The 17299-nt window shown below is 63.9% G+C and carries 18 protein-coding genes; 9 read left to right on the plus strand and 9 right to left on the minus strand.

The annotated features are described in order from the left end of the window. Positions 1 to 4: 4 nt before the first annotated feature. The 3 genes from AC1RTB_RS18915 to AC1RTB_RS18925 all read right to left on the minus strand — a co-directional run bounded on the left by AC1RTB_RS18915 (position 5) and on the right by AC1RTB_RS18925 (position 3125). Positions 5 to 571 carry a DUF6101 family protein gene (locus tag AC1RTB_RS18915; RefSeq protein ID WP_492879992.1) on the minus strand — a complete coding sequence of 189 codons (567 nt, stop codon included), beginning with the start codon at positions 569 to 571 and terminating at the stop codon, positions 5 to 7. A gap of 168 nt (positions 572 to 739) precedes the next feature. Continuing rightward, positions 740 to 2170, minus strand: coding sequence for an FAD-binding oxidoreductase (locus AC1RTB_RS18920; RefSeq protein WP_492879991.1), 1431 nt, complete (start codon positions 2168 to 2170; stop codon positions 740 to 742). Between the two features lie 16 nt (positions 2171 to 2186). Next, positions 2187 to 3125 carry an L-threonylcarbamoyladenylate synthase gene (locus AC1RTB_RS18925; protein ID WP_492880302.1) on the minus strand — a complete coding sequence of 313 codons (939 nt, stop codon included), beginning with the start codon at positions 3123 to 3125 and terminating at the stop codon, positions 2187 to 2189. Between the two features lie 199 nt (positions 3126 to 3324). On the opposite strand from AC1RTB_RS18925, the gene AC1RTB_RS18930 reads away from it, so the two are divergent. Then, positions 3325 to 3720, plus strand: a complete 396-nt coding sequence (locus tag AC1RTB_RS18930) for a hypothetical protein (protein WP_492879990.1) — start codon at positions 3325 to 3327, stop codon at positions 3718 to 3720. Between the two features lie 79 nt (positions 3721 to 3799). Here the strand turns inward: AC1RTB_RS18930 and glyS are convergent, their stop codons facing one another. The 4 genes from glyS to AC1RTB_RS18950 all read right to left on the minus strand — a co-directional run bounded on the left by glyS (position 3800) and on the right by AC1RTB_RS18950 (position 10401). Beyond that, positions 3800 to 6091: a glycine--tRNA ligase subunit beta gene (glyS, locus tag AC1RTB_RS18935; RefSeq protein ID WP_492879989.1), complete on the minus strand. Its 2292-nt coding sequence runs from the start codon at positions 6089 to 6091 to the stop codon at positions 3800 to 3802. Next, positions 6091 to 7080 carry a glycine--tRNA ligase subunit alpha gene (locus tag AC1RTB_RS18940; protein ID WP_492879988.1) on the minus strand — a complete coding sequence of 330 codons (990 nt, stop codon included), beginning with the start codon at positions 7078 to 7080 and terminating at the stop codon, positions 6091 to 6093. The genes glyS and AC1RTB_RS18940 overlap by 1 nt, the downstream gene beginning before the upstream one ends. Before the next feature lie 108 nt (positions 7081 to 7188). Further along, a complete protein-coding gene (locus tag AC1RTB_RS18945) occupies positions 7189 to 9198 on the minus strand; it encodes a tetratricopeptide repeat protein (protein WP_492879987.1) in 2010 nt (669 codons plus the stop codon). A gap of 186 nt (positions 9199 to 9384) precedes the next feature. Continuing rightward, positions 9385 to 10401, minus strand: a complete 1017-nt coding sequence (locus AC1RTB_RS18950; protein WP_492879986.1) for a polyprenyl synthetase family protein — start codon at positions 10399 to 10401, stop codon at positions 9385 to 9387. A gap of 149 nt (positions 10402 to 10550) precedes the next feature. Here AC1RTB_RS18950 and AC1RTB_RS18955 point away from each other — a divergent pair, with 149 nt between their 5' ends. The 6 genes from AC1RTB_RS18955 to moaB all read left to right on the plus strand — a co-directional run bounded on the left by AC1RTB_RS18955 (position 10551) and on the right by moaB (position 14209). Continuing rightward, on the plus strand, positions 10551 to 10775 hold the full coding sequence (locus AC1RTB_RS18955) for a putative signal transducing protein (protein WP_492879985.1): 225 nt from the start codon (positions 10551 to 10553) through the stop codon (positions 10773 to 10775). A gap of 26 nt (positions 10776 to 10801) precedes the next feature. Beyond that, positions 10802 to 11572, plus strand: a complete 771-nt coding sequence (locus AC1RTB_RS18960; RefSeq protein ID WP_492880301.1) for a tRNA1(Val) (adenine(37)-N6)-methyltransferase — start codon at positions 10802 to 10804, stop codon at positions 11570 to 11572. A 105-nt stretch (positions 11573 to 11677) separates the two neighbouring features. Then, positions 11678 to 12508, plus strand: coding sequence for a S49 family peptidase (locus AC1RTB_RS18965; RefSeq protein ID WP_492880300.1), 831 nt, complete (start codon positions 11678 to 11680; stop codon positions 12506 to 12508). Positions 12509 to 12585: 77 nt separating this feature from the next. Beyond that, positions 12586 to 12771 (plus strand): hypothetical protein, encoded by a 186-nt coding sequence (locus AC1RTB_RS18970; protein ID WP_476781887.1) that lies wholly within the window; start codon positions 12586 to 12588, stop codon positions 12769 to 12771. Between the two features lie 10 nt (positions 12772 to 12781). Further along, a complete protein-coding gene (locus tag AC1RTB_RS18975; RefSeq protein WP_492879984.1) occupies positions 12782 to 13645 on the plus strand; it encodes a 4-(cytidine 5'-diphospho)-2-C-methyl-D-erythritol kinase in 864 nt (287 codons plus the stop codon). 12 nt (positions 13646 to 13657) lie between these two features. Further along, positions 13658 to 14209 (plus strand): molybdenum cofactor biosynthesis protein B, encoded by a 552-nt coding sequence (moaB, locus tag AC1RTB_RS18980; protein ID WP_492879983.1) that lies wholly within the window; start codon positions 13658 to 13660, stop codon positions 14207 to 14209. Positions 14210 to 14215: 6 nt separating this feature from the next. Here the strand turns inward: moaB and AC1RTB_RS18985 are convergent, their stop codons facing one another. Further along, positions 14216 to 14719, minus strand: a complete 504-nt coding sequence (locus AC1RTB_RS18985; RefSeq protein ID WP_492879982.1) for a glycosyltransferase — start codon at positions 14717 to 14719, stop codon at positions 14216 to 14218. Between the two features lie 147 nt (positions 14720 to 14866). Here AC1RTB_RS18985 and AC1RTB_RS18990 point away from each other — a divergent pair, with 147 nt between their 5' ends. Continuing rightward, on the plus strand, positions 14867 to 16021 hold the full coding sequence (locus AC1RTB_RS18990) for a PA0069 family radical SAM protein (RefSeq protein WP_492879981.1): 1155 nt from the start codon (positions 14867 to 14869) through the stop codon (positions 16019 to 16021). Between the two features lie 152 nt (positions 16022 to 16173). Beyond that, entirely contained in the window at positions 16174 to 16824 is a 651-nt protein-coding gene (gene rnhB / locus AC1RTB_RS18995; RefSeq protein WP_492879980.1) for a ribonuclease HII, read from the plus strand. A 21-nt stretch (positions 16825 to 16845) separates the two neighbouring features. Here rnhB and AC1RTB_RS19000 read toward each other — a convergent pair whose 3' ends face one another. Continuing rightward, positions 16846 to 17241: a DUF4180 domain-containing protein gene (locus AC1RTB_RS19000; RefSeq protein ID WP_492879979.1), complete on the minus strand. Its 396-nt coding sequence runs from the start codon at positions 17239 to 17241 to the stop codon at positions 16846 to 16848. Between the last annotated feature and the right edge of the window lie 58 nt (positions 17242 to 17299).

A 17299-nucleotide genomic window follows, 5' to 3' on the forward strand; every position in this document is an offset into this window, starting at 1 on the left:
CGCGTCATGCCCTGGCGATGATCTCTTCGCCGTCGATAACCAGCCGGACACCGAGCGTGCCCGATTTGCGGCGGGCCAGGAAACGCGGACGGCGCATGCGCGACACCCGGCCCTTGCGGCGTTCCTGCGGCGGCATCGTCTTGATCGCCGCGCCGAGCGAATCCTCAAGCGTGCGGGCAACACCGTCTGCCTCGATCAGCAGCATCGGCAGACTGTAATAGTCGGCCCAGGCGCGCCAGTCGGCGGCAACGTCCTCGAGATCGTCGGCGACCAGGAGCGGCACCGAAAGCATCGGATCGTTGTGCAAAAGTTCCAGCGTCACCGTGACGTTCAGGTTCTCGTCTTCCATGGCACGCGCTGCGACACCGCGGAAGGCCCGCGCCGGCAGCGCGATGGCAGCGGGCAGCCCGCTTTGCGCCAGCACACGGCGGATCACCGCGCCGCGGTGGTCGATCGTGAAGGTGACGTCGCCAAGGTCATCACGCGTGGTGTAGCTGACCTTCTGCGGCAAGCGGAACGGGTCGAGGCGCATGTTGCGTCCCGCCCAGACTGGCTTCAGTCCGGTGTTCATATTGTGCCTTCCTGTTATCTCCTGAGAGCCGGTTTCCGGTCTCTCCGGACCAGTTTTCCCGGTCTCGTTGGGAAGGACACTAGCGGGGGGTCCTTACCGCCCCGCTTAAGAAATTGGGTTAAATTTTGCTGATCTCTCCGATGGTTATCGGAATGCCACCAGAGACGTTCAAATCGTCTTGCCGGGGTTCATGATGCCGGCAGGATCGAACGCCGACTTGACCCGGCGCATCAGCTCGATGGCGATGGGCGGTGCGGTGGCGATCAGTTCGTCGCGCTTGAGCTGGCCGATGCCGTGCTCGGCCGAGATCGAACCGTTCATGGCGCGCACGACGTCATGCACCGCCTTGTTCATCTGGCGGTACAGCGCGAGGAACGCAGCACCGTCCATGCCAACCGGCTGGGAGATGTTGTAGTGCAGGTTGCCGTCGCCCATGTGGCCGAAGCAGACCACGCGCGCCTCGGGGCAGACACTCGCCACCGCGACCGCCCCTTGTTCGATAAAAGCGGGGATGCTGGCGATCGGCACCGAAATGTCATGCTTGATCGATGCACCTTCGGCCTTTTGCGTTTCAGGCAGCATTTCGCGCAGGCGCCAGAACTCGTTGGCCTGGCCGACGCTTGCGGCAATCGCCGCGTCGCCGACCTGCTCGGCCTCGAAGCCAGCCGAGAGAATTTCCTCGATCAGCGTGCGCGCGTCCTCGGCGGAGCGGCCCGACGAGATTTCCATCAGCACCTGCCAGGGCCAATCACCTTCCAGCGGCGGGCGCGCATCGGGAATGTGGCGCATGGCAAATTCCATCGGCAGATGTCCGATCAGCTCGAAGGCTGTCAGCGCGCTGCCTGCAAGGTCCTGGGCGCGGTCGAACAAGGCAAGCGCAGCCTCGGGCGACGACAGCCCGACCCAGGCCACCTCGCGACCCTTCGGCTTGGGATAGAGTTTCAGCACGGCAGCCGTGATGATTCCGAGCGTGCCTTCGGCGCCGACGAACAGGTTCTTCAGGTCGTAGCCGGTGTTGTCCTTCTTGAGCTTGCGCAGGTCGTCGAGCACCTCGCCGGTGGGCAGCACCACCTCGACGCCGAGGCACAATTCGCGTGCATTGCCATAAGCGACCACGCCAGTGCCGCCGGCATTGGACGACAAATTGCCGCCAATCTGGCACGAGCCCTGCGAGGCCAGCGACAGCGGGTAAAGCCGGTCGACGTCGTCAGCCGCCTTGTGCAGCACATCGAGCACGACGCCCGCTTCGGCGATCACCGTATTGGACACCGGATCGATCTCGCGGATGCGGTTGAGCCGCGACAGCGATAGCACGATCTGGCCGCCCGAGCGGTCCGGCACCTGGCCGCCGACGAGGCCGGTATTGCCGCCCTGCGGCACGATCGGCGTCCGCGTCTCGGTGGCGAGCTTCATGATCGCGCTCACCTCCTCGACGTTTGCCGGACGCAGCACCAGAGAAGTCGCGCCGGTAAACAGCCCGCGCGGCTCGTGCACATACGGTTCGATGTCGGTGTCCGAGCGAACCGCATAGCGTTCGCCGACGATAGCAGCAAAGCGCTCGGCAAGCGCGGGATCGAGGCCGGAAGGATTCTGGGTCATGTGATGAAAGCTAAGTTCAGATGTGAGGAATGTCACGCGGTGCGGCAGCCCGCGCCAGCCTGTCGTTGATCGCCTCGCCGAGTTCGTCGAACGGCACCGGCTCGACGGCAATCAGATCGGCGCCGCTGCGGTCGAGGCTTTGAAGATGCGCAAAGAGATTGGTCGCCGCTTCGCGCAGATCGCCTGTTTCGGACAGATTGAGGAAAGCGCGCGCCTGCAGCCATCCCTCGGCACGGTTGGGGCCAAAGCCAAGCAACGCCTCTCCTGCCCCGACACTGTCGGCGTTGAGCCGCATCTGGGCGCCCGGTGCGTAGTGGGAGGCGAGCATGCCCGGAGCTTCGATGCCAGCGGTCATGCCGCGCAGCAAGGACATGCCGGCGATAGCCTCGATTTCGCCAGCGGGAACACCACCGGGACGCAGCAACCGCACCTTGCCGTCCTCGACCTTGACGATGGTCGATTCGAGCCCGACCGAAGTCGCGCCGCCATCGACGACGAGTGGGATGCGTTCGCCGAGATCGCTGGCTACTGCCTCGCCGCTTGTCGAACTGATCTTGCCCGAGCTGTTGGCGCTGGGCGCCGCCAGCGGCCGCCCGAGTTTTGCAATCAACGTGCCGCCAAAGCCCTTGGGCATACGCAGCGCAATCGTGTCGAGCCCGGCAGTGACGAGCGGGTGGATGCCGGAACCTGGGCGCAACGGCACGACAAGCGTCAAAGGCCCCGGCCAGAATTTTTCGGCGAGTTTGCGTGATAGCGGATCGAACACGCCGATGCGTTCGGCCATGGCCATGTCGGCGACATGGGCGATCAAAGGATTGAAACGCGGCCTGCCCTTGGCCTCGAAGATGCGCGCCACGGCCTCGCCGTTGGTGGCGTCACCGGCCAGGCCATAGACGGTCTCGGTAGGTATGGCGACGACCTCGCCCGCGCCAAGCAGCGCCAGCGCCCGCTCCATCGCCTTGTCCGCTGCGATCAGCTCCGCCACGTCATAGCTTCCAGTTGCATGCCCGGTCCCTAGCCCGCATCAGGTCTTGCGACAAGGCGCGGCGCCCAAGATTCAGCTATTGGCTAAAATGCGCGGCATCTTCGCAAGCCGGCCGCAACCGCCGTGCAGATAGGTTTCCCGCGAAAACTGCTTCAATTCGGGGGGCCAAATGCGTCTGTTTGCTGCGTTTCTTGCGGCCGGTATCTCCATGTCCGGTTCGGCTTATGCGTCTTCGATCATCGTGGTCGAAGGCGATACGATCAGCCCGTCATCCGTCCTTGTCGACGCTCCAAAATCGGCTGCCAGGTCGATCGTCGAGATCGGCGTTCCATCCATCGACGCCGGCAAGGTCGCGGCAATCGATACCGCGCCCGCAAACGCCAACCGCAAGATAGGTCCCGAACTGATGGTCATCCGTAGCGGCGAGGTTGGCAGCGCGGCGGCCGCACCGGCAGCCACCACGTCATCGGACGCGGCCACCCCGCAGCAGGTTGCGGCAGGAGATCAGGCAGCGATGCCGAGCGGCAGCTCAACGGTCGATCCGGCGCCTGTGGAACCCGAGTAGGCCGGCTTGACCGCCTTTCAGGCGATTGCCTTCCAACTGACCGTTCAACTTGTGTCCGGGCGGCGCTGCCGCCCGGTTTCTAGCCCGCGATCTTGGAGAAGTCGGCGACCTGATCGGTTGCCGTGCGGATGCGGGCGAGCAGCGCCAGACGGTTGGCGCGCACGGCCACATCCTCGTCATTGACGAGAACTTTCTCGAAGAATGAATCAACCGGTTCACGCAACACGCTAAGCGCCCGCATGGCGGCTGAAAAGTCTTCATTGCGAATGGCTTGGCCGGCTTCGCTGACGGCCTGATCCACCGGCGCAAACAGCGCCCTCTCCGCTTCCTCGCGGAAAAGAGCCGGGTCGACGGCTGCCGCAACCGCAGTCCCCTTCTTTTCCTCGGCGGCCAGAATGTTTGCGGCACGCTTGGTGCCGGCGAGCAGGTTCTTGCCATCTTCGGTGTCGAGGAACTTGCCGAGCGCTTCGACGCGACGGGTGATGGTCAAGAGGTCGTCGGCGTCAGGCGTGATCACCGCGTCGATCAGATCGTGGCGGGCGCCGAGCTCGCGCAGATAGACCTTCAGGCGATCGTGGAAGAACGCGATCAGGTCAGCCTTGAGTGGGACGGCTCGATCAATCGTTTCCTTGCGCAGTTCCGCCTCGTAAGCGGCGAGCGCGTTGTCGACATCCTGTTCGCCGTCGACATCGCCGCTGTCGATGGCAGCCTGCGTGGCTTCGAACGCGGCGAGCCGGCGCTGGACGGAGGCCTCCTCTAGCTGCCGCAGGGCTGCATCAAACAGCTGCTGCAGCGGCAGGCGACCGCGCGCCGACAGGATGATCCTGACGATGCCGAGTGCTGCACGGCGCAGCGCGTAGGGGTCCTTCGAACCCGTCGGCTTTTCGTCGATTGTCCAGAAGCCAACCAGCGTGTCGAGCTTGTCGGCGAGCGCCACCGACACCGAAACCGGGTCGGCGGGCACGCGGTCGGACGGACCTTGCGGCTTGTAGTGTTCTTCGATTGCCGCAGCGACCGAAGGGCTTTCGCCCTGCAGAAACGCATATTTGCGGCCCATCGCGCCTTGCAATTCGGGGAACTCGCCGACCACCTCGGTCTGCAGGTCCGCCTTGGCGAGCACAGCCGCGCGGTCAGCCAGTTTCGGCTCGGCACCGACAAGCTTTGCGATCTCGCGCGCCAGGCCACGGATGCGTTGCACGCGCGCGCCTTGCGTTCCGAGCTTGGCATGGAAGGTCACGCCGAGATGGTCGAGGCGGGCCATGCGCTGGTCGAGCGGCTTCTTGAGGTCGAGCCCGAAGGCCTCGGCCGACTGTTTCAGCGTATCAAGGTCAGGCAGATCGTGCTGGTCGGTGTTCCAGAAATAAAGCGCATCGGAGAGACGCGCGCGCACCACCTTGCCATTGCCGTGGGCGATCTCCTTGCCACCGTCCTTGGCCTCGATATTCGAGGTCAGGATGAAGTGGTTGGACAGCGCGTCCTCGCTGCCATGCGGGCGCGTCACAAAGCATTTCTGGTTGGCGCGGATGGTCAAGCGGATGACCTCGGCCGGGATCTGCAAGAAGGCATCCTCGAAGGTGCCCATCAACACGACCGGCCATTCGACCAGGCCAGCAACCTCTTCCAGCAGCCCCTCGTCCTCGACAAGGTCGAGCCCGTTGGCGAAGGCCAGATTGCGCGCATCAGCGAGGATCATCTCCTTGCGGCGGTCGGCATCGATGACGACCTTGGCCACCTCGAGCTTGGCGGCGTAATCCTCGAAACGCCGGACCTTGATGGCCTCGGGCGCGTGGAAACGATGGCCATAAGTGACGTTGCCGGAACGGATGCCGTCGACCTCGAAATCGACCACCACAGGCTCTTCGGTCTCGGGGCCGAAAGTGCAGACGATAGACTGCAGCGGACGCACCCAGCGCAGGCTGCCGGGCTTGGCCGAAGCCGGCCCCCAGCGCATCGACTTCGGCCACGGGAAACTCTTGATGATCGCCGGCACCAGCTCGGCGATGATCTCTTCGGCCGAACGGCCGGGCTTGGAGATGTGGGCGACGTAGAAATCGCCCTTCTTGGGATCGCTATGGACATGTGCTTCGGCAATCGAAGCCAGACCGGCGCCGCGCAAAAAGCCCTGGATCGCGGCTTCGGGCGCCTTGGTGCTCGGGCCCTTGCGCTCTTCGCGAACGTCCTTGGAGCGTGGCGTGAGGCCCCTGATATCGAGCGTCAGCCGGCGCGGCGTCCAATATTCGCGCGCCGCCTCATAGGTGAGGCCCGCCTCGACAAGACCGTCGGTCAGCATCTTCTTGAGATCGCCCGCCGCCTTGCGCTGCATGCGCGCGGGAATTTCTTCGGAACGAAGTTCGAGCAGCAAATCCGGCATCAGAGTTTCTCCATCCGCATGCCATCTTCCTTCATGCTCGTCTTCGCACTGTCGGCTCCTCCCGCTTCCGTCAGCAGGAACGCCTCGCCGCACATCTTGGCGAGATTGCGCACGCGCAGGATGTAGCTCTGGCGCTCGGTGACCGAGATCACGCCGCGCGCATCGAGCAGGTTGAGCAGATGGCTCGCCTTGATGCACTGGTCATAGGCCGGGAACACCATCTTGTGGCGAAGCTGATTGCCACCTTCGGCAGGCGCGCCGGCATCGAGCAGCGCCTTGCACTCGGCTTCGGCGTCGGCGAAATGCCTGAACAGCATGGCCGTGTCGGCATGCTCGAAATTGTGCCGGGAATATTCCTGCTCGGCCTGCAGGAAGACCTCGCCATAGGTGACCTTGTCGTCGCCTTCGAGACCGTTGAAATTGAGGTCGTAGACATTGTCGACGCCCTGCACATACATCGCCAGGCGCTCGAGACCGTAAGTCAGCTCGCCGGCGACAGGGGCGCATTCGATGCCGCAGACTTGCTGGAAATAGGTGAACTGCGACACTTCCATGCCGTCGCACCAGCACTCCCAGCCAAGCCCCGCCGAACCTGTTGTCGGGTTTTCCCAGTCGTCTTCGACAAAACGGATGTCATGCACCAGCGGGTCGACGCCGATTGCGGCCAGCGAGCCGAGATAGAGCTCCTGGAGATTCGCCGGGTTCGGTTTCAGGATCACCTGATACTGGTAATAATGCTGCAGCCGGTTCGGGTTTTCGCCATAGCGCCCGTCCTTGGGACGGCGCGAGGGCTGCACGTAAGCGGCATTCCAGCGCCGGGGTCCGAGCGCGCGCAGCGTCGTGGCCGGATGAAGCGTACCTGCGCCCACTTCCATGTCATAAGGCTGGAGAATGATGCAGCCTTGCGCGGCCCAGAAATTGTGCAGCGTCAGGATCAACCCCTGAAACGAACGGCTGGGGTGCATGTGGGCGGGCATTGGGTTGGTCACGGGCGAAGCTCGATCATTGGCGCGCGCCCCGCACAACTGCGGGGCCGCAAGACGGTTCGTCCTAGTCCGGCCATCGGCAAGGGTCAAGCAGTGGCCGCGCGATGCGGCTCACTTGCCCGGCAGCTGAAGTTCCTGGCCCGGTGCGAGCCGGGCGGGATCGCCGCGCAGCTGCGGGTTTAGGTCGAGTATCTCGCGAAAGCGGTCGCCATCGCCGAGCACCTCGTTGGCGATCGACCACAAGGACTGGCCGCGCTGCACCTTGTAGGCAGCCGGGATCACCTGGACGGCGGGCTCGACCGCTGGCACCTCCGCCTCACTCTTTTTCTGGCTGTCGGGTGCGGGCGCTTCCGGCTTGATCTCGTTCAGAGGCGGCTTGGCCGGAGCTTGCAGGGCCGTGGGCTTTTCAGGCAGCGGCGGCAGGCCGCTTACGAGCTTCTTTTCGACCTCTGCCAGAACGTTCGGCTCCGGCTTCATGTCGCGGGCATGGCGCCACTGGAACGTGGCCTCAAGCTTGCGCCCGGCACGCCAGTAGGCGTCGCCAAGATGGTCGTTCAGCACCGCATCGTCGGGCTTTAGCGACACCGCGCGCTCCAGTTCGCGCACGGCGTCATCGTAGCGGCCGAGCCGGTAGTAGGCCCAGCCGAGCGAATCGATGATGTAGCCGTCGCTCGGCCGCAGATCGGCGGCCTGCTTGATCATGCCCAGGCCTTCATCGAGGTTGGTATCCATGTCGACCCAGGAATAGCCGAGATAGTTCAGCACCTGCGGCTGATTGGGGAACAGCTTGAGTGCTTCGCGGAAATTCGGCTCGGCCTTGGGCCATTCCTTCAGCCGCTCATAAGCGATGCCGCGCTGATAAAAGATGTTCCAGTTGGCGTTGGTCGGCGTCTTCAGCACGCCAACCGCCTTGTCGTAGACGTCGGCTGCGGCACGGTAGTTTTCCGTGGAAGCATAGACCCCGCCCAGCGCCAGATATCCACGCATGTCATCGGGATTGGCTTCGACCAGCGCCTTGAGATGCGTGATCGCCTCGTCGTGACGCTTGAGGTCCGCCAGGTTGAGGCCGAGTTGCAGCTCCGACAGGCGCTTCAACGGCGACGTCTCGGGCACTCGACGATAAAGCGCGATCGCCGCCTCGCTATCGCGCTGCTGCTCGGCAATTGCTGCAAGCTGCACCAGGAGCTCGTCGCTTTCGGGCTTCAGCGCCAGTGCATATTGCAGATAGAGCCGGACGAAAGGCTCGCCACCGCCGCGATTGAGCGCGGTCGACAGATTGAGCAGGATTTCGGCGGCACCGTCGTTCGGACCGGCCACAAGCGGGGGGATTTTCTCGCCCTTGGTGATTTTCTCGCGCAATGCCGAAATCGGCAGCTTGCCGGGCGCGAACTCATCGGCACGGTCGAGGACAGCCAGCGCTTCGGTCTTCTTGCCGGCGCGTGCCAGGAAGCCGGCATAGGCCTCGGCCGCGCGCATCCAGGTCTCGGGTGCGGCACTGCCGGCGCCAACATTGTCGATGGTGGCGCGGAAGATTTCGTTGGCCTTGTCGTTCTTGCCGGCCGTCTCGGCAATAAGCGCCTGGTGATAGGTCTTGAACAGGTCGTACCATTCGGGGCCCTCGAGCTTGTCGAGGAACTGCAGCCCGTCGCCGCCGCGGCCTTCGCCCTGCTTGGCCCAGGCCGTCATAGTGCCGGTGATCAGCCGATCCAGATCGGATTCGAGCGCCAGCTTGAGCCATTTCTCGGCGGCTTCGTAATCCTTCTTGCGAAACGTATCGACAGCCAGCGCCAGCCGCGAGAAGCGCTCGACATCGGGAACCGTCTTCAACATCTCGGCGTAAGGCAGCGACTCGTCGAACCGACCCTGCGCAATCAGCGCCAGCATCGCGCTCTGCTGGAGGGCGGTATCCGAGGGATCGAAGGCCAAGGCACGCTTGTAGTAGGCAATCGCACTGTCGAGGTCGTCATCGGCTTCGGCGATGCGTGCCGCCAGATAAGCTCCTGAAAACGAACTGATTTCGACCGGCTCGGAGACCTGTTTGGCATATCCGGGCTGGGTCAGGGCGGTAAAGCCCGCAAGAGCTGCCAGGCCCAAAAGCCAAATTGCGCGTCGCTGCCGCATGAATGTCCTTCCTAGTCAGGTCGTATGGTCATCATGACACCCGCGAGGCGGGATCCGTGGCCGCAACTTCGTTTTCGCCGCCAAGCATGGCCTTTTTGGGGTCGCGCTTCAATCCGGCACCGCTTCACAATGCGACAACCGGCTCAAGGTTTCCAGAGCCGCAGCGCCGGCGCGCGGCTACCAACCTCAAACGACGCGGCTGATGCAGAAATCGATGACGTCGAGCAAGGCCGCTTTCTGCGGCGTCTGTTCGAGCGGTGCGAGTGCGTCGCGGGCGATCTCGCCAAAGTGGCTGGCACGGCCGATCGTATCGGCGATGGCACTGTGGCGGACCATCAGGCCGACAGCCTTTTCAAGTGCGGCATCGTCGGAAACGCCGTCCTCGATCGCGCTTTTCCAGAACGCACGCTCGGCGGCGGTGCCCCGGCGATAGCTCAGGATGACCGGAAGCGTGACCTTGCCCTCGCGGAAATCGTCGCCGACATTCTTGCCGAGGTCCTTGCTTGACCCGCCATAATCCAGCGCGTCGTCGATGAGCTGGAAGGCAAGGCCGAGGTTCATGCCGTAGGAGCGAAGGGCTGCCTTGTCGTTCTTCGATGCGCCTGCGATCACCGGCCCGACTTCGGCGGCAGCCGAAAACAGCGCTGCAGTCTTGGCCTTGATGACGGCGAAATGCTCGTCTTCGGTGGTTTCGAGGTTCTTGGCGGCCGCAAGCTGCATCACCTCGCCTTCGGCGATGATCGATGCGGCGGAAGACAGGATGTCGAGCGCTTCGAGCGAACCGACCTCGACCATCATGCGGAAAGCCTGGCCGAGCAGGAAATCGCCGACGAGCACGCTTGCCTGATTGCCCCAAATGGTGCGGGCGGTCTTCTTGCCCCGGCGCAAATCGCTTTCGTCGACGACATCGTCATGCAGCAGCGTTGCCGTGTGCATGAACTCGACCGACGTGGCGAGCCTGACGTGGTTTTCGCCGGAATAACCGAACATCTGGGCAGCTGCGAGCGTCAGCATCGGGCGCAAGCGCTTGCCACCCGACGAAATAAGGTGGTTGGCCACCTCCGGGATCATCTCGACATCGGAGCCTGCCTTGGACAGGATCAGCTCATTGACCCTGGTCATGTCGGACGAGGTCAGGTCGATCAGGTCCTTGATCGACGCGGTGTCCCGCTTTCCCTTCTCGATGTTGAGAACGACACCCAAGGCCAACACTCCCAATTACACAGACGCGTGGTCGCGCGCGTATCTCTTAGGCGATTCTAAGGCGCCATGCACGGTGCCCGCAAGTGGCGAATTGGCGCGGTGCAACACGTAGCGTTTACTTCGTCGCACCAAACTGCGAATTTCACCACATGATCGAACTCATCCGCACCAACGACGCCGTCATCATCTCCTTTGTGGAATCGCTGCTGCGCGACGCGCGTATCGGCTGCTTCGTCGCCGACCAGAACATGAGCGTGCTCGACGGTTCGATCGGCATCCTGTCGCGCCGCATCATGATCGACGCCGACGACGCCGACGAAGCGCGGCAGTTGCTCACCGACGCCGGCATCGAGCACGAAATCCGCCAGAAGTGACAACCCAGCCGCCATCAGCCGAAGATATGGAGTTGCCGCCGCATACGGTGGACGCTTTCCATCGCGGCGCGTTCTGGCTGGTCCAGCCCAGGAATGACGGTCATCGCGCCGGCATGGACGCGTTGATGCTGGCGGCTGCGGTACCGGCAGCGTTTTCCGGGCGGCTCGCCGATTTTGGCGCTGGCGCCGGTGCCGCCGGGCTTGCGGTTGCCTCACGCTGCAAGGGCGCACAGGTATTGCTGGTCGAACTCACCCCCGAAATGGCGGCTTTCGCCAACGCCACGCTTGCCCATCCGGGCAATACACAGCTCGCCCAGCGCGCTTCGGTGCTCGTCGCCGACGTTGGCCTGTCCGGCAAGGCACGAACCGAAGCCGGGCTCGCCAATGCCTCGCTCGACTTCGTCATCATGAACCCGCCTTTCAACCCACCGCACCATCGCCCGACGCCTGATGCGCTGAAGCGCCAGGCGCATGTCATGGAAGACGGGCTGTTCGAAGACTGGATTCGCAGTGCCGCAGCCGTGGTCAAGCCACGCGGCGGCTTCGCCATCATCGCCAGGCCGGAGCAGCTGGCACCGATCCTGACTGCCATGGACGGGCGCTTCGGCAAGGCGGAGATCGTTCCGGTGCACCCGCGCGCCGACGCCCCAGCGATCCGCGTCATCATACGTGCGGTGCGGGCCTCGCGAGCACCGCTGGCGCTATGCCCGCCACTGGTGCTGCATGAGCAAAACGACAGCTTCTCGCAACGTGCCCAAGACATAAGCAGCGGCCGCTCGTCGCTTTTCGGCGATTGAGCAACGCTCGAGCATTGCGGATGTCGCAAGAATACATACATCCCGCATGACACTGACCGGAGAGACTAAGTGAAGAACCCGTTCCGCCGCCTGCTGCCGAAATCCATGCGTGGCGGCGAAGTCATCATCCCCGTCATCAGGCTGCAAGGCGCCATCATGTCGGGCGGCGGCCAGTTCCGACCCACTCTTTCGCTGGCAACCACCGCAGGCCTGATCGAAAAGGCCTTCGCGATCAGCAGCGCGCCGGCTGTCGCCATCTCGATCAACTCGCCCGGCGGTTCGCCGGTGCAGGCGCGCCTGATCTACAAGCGCATCCGCGACCTCGCCGCCGAGAAAAACAAGAAGGTGCTGGTCTTCGTCGAGGATGTCGCCGCCTCGGGCGGCTACATGATCGCGATTGCCGGCGACGAGATCATCGTCGACCCCTCCTCCATCGTCGGTTCGATCGGCGTCGTGTCGTCGTCCTTCGGCTTCACCGAGCTGATCAAGAAGATCGGCGTCGAGCGGCGCGTTTATACCGCCGGTGAAAACAAGGCGACGCTCGATCCGTTCAAGCCGGAAAAGAAGGAAGATGTCGAGCGGCTGAAAAAGCTGCAGCTCGAAGTGCACCAGACCTTCATCGACATGGTCAAGGACCGCCGTGGTTCCAAACTCAAGGACGACCCAGATCTGTTCACCGGCCTGTTCTGGTCGGGCAAGAAGGGGCTGGAACTCGGCCTGGTCGACGCGCTCGGCGATATGCGCACAGTGCTTCGGGACCGCTATGGCGCCAAGGTCGAGCTCAAGCTGATCACCGCACCGCGTGGTCTGTTCGGCCGCAGGCTGGGTCTCGGTTCGTCGTCCATGGGCTTCACGCCCGAGGTCGCGGGCGCGGTTGCCACCGGGCTTGTGGATGCGGCGGAAGAGCGCGCGCTGTGGAGCCGGTTCGGCCTTTGAAAAAGCAGAAATAGCGGATTATCATCGGGAAAACCCGACTGGCCGGAAAGCCGGCCCCCGACGGGAGGAGAATGACGATGCCTCAGCTCATCTTTTTCGTGCTTGTCGGCGTGGTGGCATATATCGGCTATCGCTCCTTCATCAAGGAAGCCAACCGGGTGACCGCCAAGGTGCGCCGCAGCGAAAAGCAGCGCCAGACCGGCGCCAACGGCACATTGGTCAAGGATCCCGAGACCGGCGAATACCGGCTCGAGAAGGACTGACGACCAGCCCGTGACCTTGAACAGCGTCGCGCTCGCCGAACTCGCCCCGGCCAAGATCAACCTTGCACTACATGTCACCGGCCAGCGTTCGGACGGCTACCATCTGCTCGACTCTCTGGTCGTATTCGCCGATCTCGGCGACCGCATCACTGTGACCTCCTCAAATGAGGACCGCTTCTTCGTCGATGGCCCGTTCGCTGGCGATGTGCCGCGCGACGGCGGCAACCTTGTCCTGCGCGCCCGCGACGCACTGCGCGCTGCCTATCCTGCTTATACGGCGCAACCGGTTTCGATCTCGCTCGAAAAGAACCTGCCGGTCGCCTCCGGCATCGGCGGCGGGTCGAGCGATGCGGCAGCCACATTGCGGGCTTTGAAGCGGCTGTGGCGCATCCCAGACACGGTAGCGCTCGCCGACCTCGCCTTGCCGCTCGGCGCCGACCTGCCGATGTGCCTGGCAGGGCGACCGCTGTTTGCGCGCGGCATCGGCGAAAAGCTCGAGCCCGTCGCGCATTTCCCCGCGCTGCATCTGGTGCTGGTCAATCCCGGCGTCGCGGTCCAGACCCCAAAAGTGTTCCGGGCGCTGGCCTCGCGCGACAACCCAGCACTTGCGCCGCTCGACACCGCCGACACGGTGCTCGAATGGCTTGCCGCGACGCGCAACGACCTCGAACCTGCGGCAATCTCAATCGAACCGTCGATTGCCGAGGTGCTGACCGCCCTTCGCCGGTCTGGTGCTGCCTTCGCCCGCATGTCAGGTTCCGGCGCCACCTGCTTCGGCATCTTCGACAGTGCTGCTGCCGCCTCGCGCGCCGCGAAGTCCATCTCAGGCGAGCATCCGAACTGGTTCAGCGCCGCCACCACGACCCGGACCTAGGAGCCCAAGACAATGTCAAGCGAGCCCCGCCCCTTTGTACCCGTCCGCATCGCGGTGCTCACCGTCTCCGACACGCGCACGCTCGCCGACGACAGATCGGGCCAGACGCTCGCCGACCGCATCACCGAGGCCGGCCATATGCTCAAGGCGCGTGACATCGTCACCGACGACAAGGACCAGATCCGCGACCGCGTCACCGCCTGGTCGCTCGATCCCGAAATCGACGTGATCATCACCACGGGCGGCACCGGCTTCACCGGCCGCGACGTCACTCCGGAAGCGCTTGAGCCGATCTTCGAAAAGCGCATGGACGGCTTTTCCGCAGTCTTCCACCGCATCTCCTACGACAAGATCGGCACGTCGACGATCCAGTCGCGCGCCACCGGCGGCGTGCTCAACGCCACATTCGTCTTCGTGCTGCCGGGTTCGCCCGGCGCGTGCCGCGATGCCTGGGACGGCATCCTCAAGGCACAGCTCGACTACCGCCACATGCCGTGCAATTTCGTGGAGATCATGCCGCGCCTCGACGAGCATCTCAGGCGCGGTGGGGCCAAGCCGGCCTGAGGCGAACTACTGCTGCGCCACGACGATTTCTGCGTCGAGCGTTTTCATCGCCAGCCCGCGCGCGATGCCTTCGGCATCGGCGCCATTGCGGCCCAGCACCGCCGCCTGCTTCCTGGTGATGACCAGCCCCTGCTCCAGCGCATGCGGCCGTGAGGTCACACGCGCCCAGAACGACCGGTTGCTAGACCTCGACCGCGTGAAGCGCGCGGCCATCGTGACCCGGCTCATGTGGCGCACGACGCTCTCTGTCCAGCCCTCGGCGAGCCGGGCGCCCGGCTCGAGCAAAAGCAGCCAATCGCTCTTGGCCTGTGCGATGCCTGCCTGGATACCGCCGCTGGCGACATAGGCGCAGCCGGCATGCTCGGCGACGTAATGGGTCTGGTCGGTCGAGCCAAGGTCGCAGACGATCACCTCGCGCACGACACCTTCGACCGCACCACCGACCAGCGAGGCCAGCGTACGCGCCAGCCCCTCCTCGTCGTCCTTGGTCTCGATCAGAACGCTCAGCATATCTAGCCGCATATCCGAAAGGCGGCCAAAGCGCCAGCTTCGCTGCTCTAATCACAAAGTTCTTGCTTTGTTCTCATTTTCAAAATAGGAATAGTTTCATGCCGAACGAATCGACGGGCGGCCGTTTTCCCTTCGGGAGATAGTGAAATGGAACCCATTGCACGGGCCGATATTGCCGCCTTCAAGGGCGGCGGAGCCGGAATGGCCAATGCCATGATCGAGGAAAGCGGCCTGCGCATCAATCACGAGCGCCGGCGCGGCCGTGGCGCGGGCGTCAATCCCTCCGGGCGCTACGAGCCGGTCAGCCGCCACGTCTTCGACGATGGCTGGAGCACCATCGAGGCACTGCCGCCGTTCAAGACCGAGGTCCAGGTCGAAAAGCCGCGCACCATCATCACCCGCAACGAGTCGCCCGACATTTCCTTCGATCGCTCGATCAATCCCTATCGCGGCTGCGAGCATGGCTGCGTCTATTGCTTCGCCAGGCCAACGCACAGCTATATGGGCCTGTCCGCCGGGCTCGACTTCGAGTCCAAGCTGTTCGCCAAGCCCGACGCGGCAAGGCTGCTCGACCGCGAGCTGTCGAAGGACGGCTACCAGCCGCGCACCATCGCCATCGGCACCAACACCGATCCCTACCAGCCGATCGAAAAGCACTGGCGCATCATGCGCGAGGTGCTCGAAGTGCTGGAGGCTCGCAACCACCCTGTCGGCATCGTCACCAAGTCGGCGATGGTCGTCAGGGACATCGATATCCTCAGCCGCATGGCCGAAAAGGGCCTCGCCAAGGTCGCACTGTCGATCACCACGCTCGACCGCATGCTGGCTCGCACCATGGAGCCGCGCGCCGCGACCCCGACCAAGCGGCTTGAGGCGATCAGGCAATTGTCCGATGCCGGCGTGCCTGTCTCGGTGATGGTGGCGCCGATCATCCCGGGCCTCACAGACCAGGAGATCGAACGCATCCTTGATTCGGCAAAGGCGGCTGGGGCGACAGGTGCCGGTTACGTCATCTTGCGCCTGCCGCTCGAAGTCAGCCCGATCTTCAAGGACTGGCTGCTGCGCCATTATCCCGACAGCTACCGCCATGTGCTGTCACTGATCCGCTCGATGCGCGACGGCAAGGACTACGACTCCGAATGGGGCAAACGCATGAAGGGCAAAGGTCCCTACGCCTGGCAGATCGGACGCCGCTTCGAGATTGCCGCCCTGCGCCTTGGCCTCAATGCCGTGCGCACGCCGCTCAGGACCGACCTGTTTGAAGCCGCGCCCAAGGACCAGCTGCAGCTGACGCTGCTTTGACCCGATACGGCGAACCGCTTTGCCGGTTCGTCTCCACCACCCCGTCCGGCCTCTCCCCGTGGCCAGCTGACGGTGTGCCTTTCCTGACCGCCGCCCCAATCGGTCGGGAAAGACTTGCGGAGAATCGGAGCCGATGCGAGCATCGCCGCAATATGGCTCGCCCGCGTTCCGATTCTCCGCCCCTCTTCGAATTCATCGAAAAGCCCGACTTCGCCTTCGAAAAGAAAGCGATCGCAGCTGGTCTGTGGCCGTGCGCGGGGCTCGATGAAGCCGGGCGTGGGCCACTTGCTGGCCCGGTCGTGGCGGCTGCCGTCGTGCTGGACCCCGACAACATCCCGGCTGGGCTTGACGATTCGAAGCGCCTGTCGGCGGCGCAGCGCGAGAAGCTGTTCGACGAGGTGCTCAGCAAGGCGCTCGGCGTTGCCGTGGCTTCCGTCTCGGCCGACAGCATCGACCGCAGCGATATCCGCAAGGCGAGCCTGGAAGCCATGCGCCGGGCGCTGGCAGGCCTGCCTATGACCGCCAAATCAGCCCTCGCCGACGGCCGCGACGTGCCCCCTGGCCTTGCCTGCACCTGCCGTGCGCTGGTCAAGGGCGACCAGCGTTCGCAATCCATTGCGGCGGCGTCCATCGTCGCCAAGGTAACGCGCGACCGGATGATGTCTGTCTGCGGCTCGCAGGACGACCGCTACGGCTTCGAAGTCCATATGGGCTACGCTACGGCACGTCATCGCGCCGCGATCATCGAGCACGGTGCCTCGCTTCGCCTGCACCGTATTTCCTTCGCCCCGTTCAGGGATTAACCCCGACAGAAAATGAAGGCGCTAGCCCTGCTGGCCCTGCTGGCCCTGAGGCGATGGCTTGCCGAGCCTGCGCTGAAGTTCGTCGAAGTCCGCAACGAACCAGATCGACTTGCCCTTGTTCGTTTCGCGCACGAAGTCGCGAAGTGCCCCGCTGCCATCGAGCGCCTGCGTGATGTCACCGACGACGGCGCAGCCAAGACCGTAATTCACGAATTTCTGAAACACCTCGCCGGCAACGCCGGTGCTGAGCTTGAGAAAATCCGGACCGAGCCTTTCCACGGGGATGGCGAGGAAGGCCGCTTCATTCGACCACGCCTCGCTGATGAAGTCATTGGCGTCGGCGGCGGTTCGCAGGATCGCGCCTTGGTGCGTGAATTGGAGCACGCGCAAATGCTGAATTTCGACGATCTGGTTCATGCCACTGGCTAGCAGCCGCAGTTGTGACGCGCAAGTCGGGCGTCGAGCCAACGCTTGC

Source organism: Aminobacter sp. GW821-FHT11F06, from assembly GCF_058808215.1.